This is a genomic window from Pseudomonas sp. NPDC089569, assembly GCF_050280625.1.
In the GTDB taxonomy this organism is placed as follows: Bacteria; Pseudomonadota; Gammaproteobacteria; order Pseudomonadales; family Pseudomonadaceae; genus Aquipseudomonas.
This window is the reverse complement of sequence record NZ_JBNNVQ010000066.1, coordinates 26,476-32,952: the sequence shown is the minus strand read 5'-3', so window position 1 is coordinate 32,952 and position 6,477 is coordinate 26,476. Positions and strand designations below refer to the sequence as shown.

The following is a 6,477-nucleotide window of genomic DNA, read 5'->3' as shown; positions in this document are numbered from 1 at the left end:
CCCATTTCGCCGGATCGTTGCCATACATGCCATCGAGGTAAGGGGCAAACAGGTTGTCGTCGCGCAAGGCGGTTTCGCCGTTTTGTTTTCCACTGGAGAATCCCGATGGCGCTAGAACGCTCCGACGTGGAAAAAATCGCACAACTGGCCTGCCTTGGCCTCAATGATGCCGATCTTCCACACATCACTTCGGCCCTGAACAGCATTCTCGGACTAGTCGACGAAATGCAGGCGGTCGATACCGACGGTATCGAACCGCTCGCCCACCCACTGGAAGCCAGCCAGCGCCTGCGTGCAGACGTCGTGACCGAGACCAATAACCGCGAGGCTTACCAGTCCATCGCACCAGCGGTCGAAAACGGCCTGTATCTGGTTCCGAAAGTCATCGACTAAAGGGAAAGTGCCTGCAATGCATCAATTGACTCTGGCCGAGATCGCCCGCGGACTCGCCGACAAGAAATTCTCTTCCGAAGAGCTGACCAAGACCCTGCTGGCGCGTATTACCCAGCTCGATCCGCAGCTCAACAGCTTCATCAGCCTCACCGAGGACCTGGCGCTCGAGCAGGCGAAAGCCGCCGACGCACGCCGTGCCAAGGGTGAGAATGGCGCCCTGCTCGGCGCGCCGATTGCCCACAAGGACCTGTTCTGCACCCAGGGCATCCGCACCAGCTGCGGCTCCAGGATGCTCGACAACTTCAAGGCGCCCTACGACGCCACTGTCGTCGCCAAACTGGCCGCTGCCGGGGCCGTGACCCTGGGCAAGACCAACATGGACGAATTCGCCATGGGTTCGGCCAACGAGTCGAGCTACTACGGCGCTGTGAAAAACCCGTGGAACCTGGAACACGTTCCGGGCGGCTCGTCCGGCGGTTCGGCGGCGGCGGTTGCCGCTCGTCTGTTGCCGGCGGCCACCGGCACCGACACCGGCGGCTCGATCCGACAGCCGGCGGCCCTGACCAACCTCACCGGCCTGAAACCGACGTACGGTCGCGTTTCGCGCTGGGGCATGATTGCCTACGCGTCCAGCCTCGACCAGGGCGGCCCGTTGGCGCGCACCGCCGAAGACTGCGCGATCTTGTTGCAAGGCATGGCCGGCTTCGACCCGAACGACTCCACCAGCATCGACGAACCGGTGCCGGACTACAGCGCCGGCCTCAACGGCTCGCTGCAAGGCCTGCGCATCGGCGTGCCGAAGGAGTACTTCAGCGCCGGTCTCGACCCGCGCATCGCCGAATTGATCCACAACAGCGTCAAGTCGCTGGAAAAGCTCGGTGCCATCATCAAGGAAATCAGCTTGCCGAACATGCAGCACGCCATTCCGGCGTACTACGTGATCGCCCCGGCAGAAGCCTCCTCCAACCTGTCGCGCTTCGACGGCGTACGCTTCGGCTACCGTTGCGAAAACCCGGTCAACCTGAGCGACCTGTACAAACGCTCCCGTGGCGAAGGCTTCGGGCCGGAAGTGCAGCGCCGGATCATGGTCGGTGCCTACGCACTTTCCGCCGGTTACTACGATGCCTACTACCTGAAGGCACAGAAGATTCGTCGCCTGATCAAGAACGACTTCATGGCGGCCTTCAACGAGGTCGACATCATCCTCGGCCCGACCACGCCGAACCCGGCGTGGAAGCTGGGCGCCAAGAACAGCGACCCGGTCGCTGCGTATCTGGAAGACGTCTACACCATCACCGCCAACCTCGCCGGGTTGCCGGGCCTGTCCATGCCCGCAGGCTTCGTCGACGGCCTGCCGGTCGGTGTGCAGTTGCTCGCCCCGTATTTCCAGGAAGGTCGCCTGTTGAACGTTGCCCACCAGTATCAGTTGAACACTGACTGGCACACCCGCACCCCAACCGGCTTCTGAGGAGACACACATGCAATGGGAAGTCGTGATCGGGCTGGAGATTCACACCCAGCTCACCACCCGGTCGAAAATCTTTTCCGGTAGTTCCACCCAGTTCGGCTCCGAGCCGAACACCCAGGCCAGCCTGAGCGACCTGGGCATGCCCGGCGTATTGCCGGTGCTGAACCAGGAAGCGGTGCGCATGGCGGTGATGTTCGGTCTGGCGATTGACGCCGAAATCGGACAGCACAACGTATTCGCCCGTAAAAACTATTTCTATCCGGACCTGCCCAAGGGCTACCAGATCAGCCAGATGGAACTGCCGATCGTCGGCAAGGGCCACCTGGACATCGCCCTCGAAGATGGCACGGTCAAGCGTGTCGGGATCACCCGTGCGCACCTGGAAGAAGACGCCGGCAAGAGCCTGCACGAAGAGTTCAGCGGTGCCAGCGGCATCGACCTGAACCGTGCCGGCACACCGCTGCTGGAAATCGTGTCCGAACCGGACATGCGCAGCGCCAAGGAAGCCGTTGCCTACGTCAAGGCAATCCATGCACTGGTGCGTTACCTGGGGATTTGCGACGGCAACATGGCCGAAGGCTCGCTGCGTTGCGACTGCAACGTGTCGGTACGCCCGAAAGGCCAGGTCGAGTTCGGCACCCGCTGCGAAATCAAGAACGTCAACTCCTTCCGCTTCATCGAGAAGGCGATCAACAGCGAAATCCAGCGCCAGATCGATCTGATCGAAGACGGCGGCAAGGTGGTCCAGCAGACCCGCCTATACGATCCGAACAAGGACGAAACCCGTCCGATGCGCAGCAAGGAGGAGGCCAACGACTACCGTTACTTCCCCGATCCGGACCTGCTGCCGGTCGTGATCGAAAACTCGTTCCTGGGCGAAGTGCGCGCAACCCTGCCGGAATTGCCACCACAGAAGCGCGAGCGCTTCCAGGCGCAGTTCGGACTGTCGGCGTACGACGCCAACGTACTGGCCACCAGCCGTGAGCAAGCCGATTATTTCGAACAGGTCGCGAGCATCAGCGGCGATGCCAAGCTGGCGGCGAACTGGGTGATGGTCGAGTTGGGCAGCCTGCTCAACAAGCAAAGCCTGGACATCGAACAGTCGCCGGTTTCAGCCGAGCAACTGGGCGACATGCTGCTGCGCATCAAGGACAACACCATCTCCGGCAAGATCGCCAAGGTGGTGTTCGAAGCGATGGCCAACGGCGAAGGCAGCGCCGACGAAATCATCGAAAAGCGCGGCCTCAAACAAGTGACCGACACCGGTGCAATCTCTGCGGTGCTGGACGAAATGCTGGCGGCCAACGCCGAGCAGGTCGAACAATACCGTGCGGCTGACGAAGCCAAGCGCGGCAAGATGTTCGGTTTCTTCGTCGGTCAGGCCATGAAAGCCTCCAAAGGCAAGGCCAACCCGCAACAGGTCAACGAACTGCTCAAAAGCAAGCTCGAAAGCTGATGGAAATGGAGCCAGCGCTAAAATCTGGCTCCTTTCCCTGTGGGAGCGAGCCTGCTCGCGATAGCGGTCCGGCACTCAACACCATGTTGACTGTCAGAAAGCAATCGCGAGCAGGCTCGCTCCCACATTTTGTTTCGGGATACTTTTAAATGACGCGTCTACTTGGACTTTGCGCCCTGCTCTCGCTGCTTGCCGGTTGCGCCAGCACCGACACCATCGACCCGCACGGCTACGACAAAACCGGCGTGGCGTCCTATTACGGCGCCAAACACCAGGGCAAACGCACGGCCAGCGGCGAGCGTTTCGACAAGAATTCCCTGACCGCCGCCCACCGCCAGCTGCCTTTCGGCACACGGGTGAAGGTCACCAACCTGAATAACGACAGATCCTGTGTGGTGCGTATCAACGATCGTGGCCCGCATACCCGCGGCCGCCTGATCGACCTGTCCCATGAGGCCGCCGAACGCCTGGGCATGCTCAAGAGCGGCACCGCGCGGGTACGCGTGCAAGCCCTCGACGACTGACAGACGGAGCGCCGACCATTTTCGGACTGACCGATGTACCGCTGATCAGCGTGATCGAATTGCTCAGCGCATTGGTGCTGCTGATCGCTGGCGCCGAACTGATGGTACGTGCCGCCGTCCGACTGGCCGCACGCCTGCATGTGCGGCCGCTGATCATCGGCCTGACCATCGTCGCCCTGGGCAGCAGCGCCCCGCAAATGGCGGTCAGCGTACAAGCCACCCTGGCCCATAACGCCGACATTGCGGTGGGCAGCGTGATCGGCAGCAGCATTTTCAACATCCTCGTCACCCTCGGGTTGTCGGCGCTGATCATCCCGCTGCGGGTGTCGCGACAACTGGTGCGCCTGGATATTCCCCTGATGATCGGCGCCAGCCTGCTGGTATTCGTGCTGGCCTGGAACGAAGTACTGACCCGTACCGACGGTATGGTGCTGCTCGCTGCGTTTGGGCTGTACCTGGGATTGCTGTTCAGGCAGTCGCGCCATTCAACTCGTCCGGTCTCGAATCACGACCATGCCGGGCAAGCGCCGTGGTTCAGCAGCCTGTTGATGATCATCATCGGCCTGGCCATGCTGGTGTATGCCGGATATTTGCTGTTGGGTGCGGCCGTTGCCGTCGCCACGGATCTCGGATTGTCGGAACGGATCATCGGTTTGACCATCGTCGCTGTCGGCACCTCCCTGCCGGAACTGGCCACTTCATTGATCGCCGCCTTGCGCGGCGAACGGGAGATTGCCGTAGGCAACGTGATCGGCAGCAATCTATTCAACCTTTTAGGGGTACTGGGCTTCACCGCCCTGATTGCGCCGACGCCATTGTCGGTATCACCCAACGCCCTTGATTTCGACCTGCCGGTGATGCTGGGCGTCGCGGCGCTGTGCCTGCCGGTGTTCTATTCCGGCTACCGGGTCACCCGCGCCGAAGGCCTGCTGTTGCTGGGGTTGTATCTGGCCTATGGCCTGCATGTGGTGTCGTTTACCACTGGCATGCCGCTTGCGAGCAAGCTTGAACAATTGATGCTGTTTTTCGTCCTGCCAGCGCTGGTGACGTTTCTGCTGTTCACATCGTTGCGTGCCTGGCGTCGCCAACACCACAAGAAGGAATCGCCATGACCGAAAATAAAAAGACCGGCGTTGAAGTACGTCGCCAAGTAATGGGCGACGCCTTCGTCGACCGCGCGCTGGGCAACGCCACCGAGTTCACCCAACCGCTACAGGACTTCGTCAATGAACACGCCTGGGGCGGCGTGTGGAACCGCGAAGGCCTGCCGCTCAAAACCCGCAGCCTGATTACCCTCGCCGCGCTGACTGCACTCAAGTGCCCTCAAGAGTTGAAAGGCCATGTGCGCGGCGCGCTGAACAACGGCTGCACCGTCGAAGAAATTCGCGAGGCGCTGCTGCATTGTGCGGTGTATGCCGGCGTGCCGGCGGCGATCGATGCGTTTCGGGCGGCGCAGGAAGTGATCGATACGTACCAGAAGCCGGAGTAACACCCGATACCTTCTGCGTTGCAAAGATTGCTATCGCGAGCAGGCTCGCTCCCACATTTGAAATGCATTCTCCCTGTGGGAGCGAGCCTGCTCGCGATCAGGTCTGCAAAACACCGCAAATCCTGAAATCAGATCCACCCACCCCACTGCAACAGAAAGATCCCGATGTTGGTGGTGACCGCCGCCATCAGCGTGGTGATGACGATGATGGCCGCCGCCAGTTCGTGATTGCCATCGGCCGCCCGGGCCATGACGAAACTGGCCGCCGCCGTCGGGCTGCCGAAGTACAGAAACAGAATCCCCAATTCCGCCCCGCGAAAGCCCCAGAGCCACGCCCCCAGTGTCGCCAGTACCGGCAGGCCGAGCATCTTCACCAGGCTTGAACTGAGCGCCATCCGGCCGCTTTTGCGCAACGCCGCCAGGGACAGGGTGCCGCCAATGCAGATCAATGCCAGCGGCAAGGTGGTTTGCGCCAGGTACTGGCCGGAGGTTTCCAGCCAACCCGGCAAACCGATCCTGAAATACGCAAACGGCGTCGCCGCAATCACACTGATGATCAGCGGGTTACTCAGCACACTTTTGCAGATACTTAACGGATCGGACTTGATCACCGGGCTGTACACCGCCAGCACGATGGTCGACAGCGTGTTGTAGAACAGGATCACCAGCGCCGCGAGAATCGCCCCCAGGGAAATCCCGTAGTCGCCATACATGCTCGCCGCCAGCGCCAGGCCGATCACCCCGTTGTTGCCGCGAAAGGCCCCCTGGGTATAGATCCCGCGATCTTCACGCGGGCACCTGAAAATCGCCCAGCCCCAGGCGATGGCAAAGCACACCAGGGTCGCCAGGGAGAAGTAGATCAGCAGCGCCGGTTGCAGCGCGGCGTGCAGGTCGGCATGCAGGATGCCCAAAAACAGCAGCGCCGGCATGGTGACGTTGAACACCAGCGCCGACGCTGTGTGGATGAAGTTGTCGTTGATCCAGTCGATGCGTTTGAGCAACACCCCAAGAAACAGCATGGCGAACACCGGTGCGGTGATGTTCAGGGTTTCGAGGAAAATTGCCAGCATGCCGGGAGGAACCTTGGGTGAGCGTCGTTAGTGGGCTAATGATAAGCCACCGAAGACATCGGCGTCTGGTAGACCGC

General features: G+C 61.2%; 7 protein-coding genes. 6 read left to right on the top strand and 1 reads right to left on the bottom strand.

Annotated elements, in window-relative coordinates; all coding sequences use genetic code 11:
* Positions 1-105 precede the first annotated feature (105 nt).
* The 6 genes from gatC to ACQKP2_RS21930 all read left to right on the top strand — a co-directional run bounded on the left by gatC (position 106) and on the right by ACQKP2_RS21930 (position 5,330).
* Positions 106-393 (top strand): Asp-tRNA(Asn)/Glu-tRNA(Gln) amidotransferase subunit GatC, encoded by a 288-nt coding sequence (gatC, locus tag ACQKP2_RS21955; protein WP_427579390.1) that lies wholly within the window; start codon positions 106-108, stop codon positions 391-393.
* 16 nt (positions 394-409) lie between these two features.
* Entirely contained in the window at positions 410-1,861 is a 1,452-nt protein-coding gene (gene gatA / locus ACQKP2_RS21950) for an Asp-tRNA(Asn)/Glu-tRNA(Gln) amidotransferase subunit GatA (RefSeq protein ID WP_427579389.1), read from the top strand.
* Between the two features lie 10 nt (positions 1,862-1,871).
* Complete coding sequence (gatB, locus tag ACQKP2_RS21945; RefSeq protein ID WP_427579387.1) at positions 1,872-3,317, top strand: Asp-tRNA(Asn)/Glu-tRNA(Gln) amidotransferase subunit GatB; 1,446 nt, start codon at positions 1,872-1,874, stop codon at positions 3,315-3,317.
* 149 nt (positions 3,318-3,466) lie between these two features.
* On the top strand, positions 3,467-3,841 hold the full coding sequence (locus ACQKP2_RS21940; RefSeq protein WP_427579385.1) for a septal ring lytic transglycosylase RlpA family protein: 375 nt from the start codon (positions 3,467-3,469) through the stop codon (positions 3,839-3,841).
* Between the two features lie 50 nt (positions 3,842-3,891).
* On the top strand, positions 3,892-4,953 hold the full coding sequence (locus tag ACQKP2_RS21935; RefSeq protein WP_427579384.1) for a calcium/sodium antiporter: 1,062 nt from the start codon (positions 3,892-3,894) through the stop codon (positions 4,951-4,953).
* Positions 4,950-5,330: a carboxymuconolactone decarboxylase family protein gene (locus tag ACQKP2_RS21930; protein ID WP_427579382.1), complete on the top strand. Its 381-nt coding sequence runs from the start codon at positions 4,950-4,952 to the stop codon at positions 5,328-5,330. Before ACQKP2_RS21935 ends, ACQKP2_RS21930 begins: the two co-directional genes overlap by 4 nt.
* Before the next feature lie 128 nt (positions 5,331-5,458).
* On the opposite strand, the gene ACQKP2_RS21925 is transcribed toward ACQKP2_RS21930, so the two are convergent.
* Positions 5,459-6,400 carry an AEC family transporter gene (locus ACQKP2_RS21925; protein ID WP_427579380.1) on the bottom strand — a complete coding sequence of 314 codons (942 nt, stop codon included), beginning with the start codon at positions 6,398-6,400 and terminating at the stop codon, positions 5,459-5,461.
* Positions 6,401-6,477: the final 77 nt, after the last annotated feature.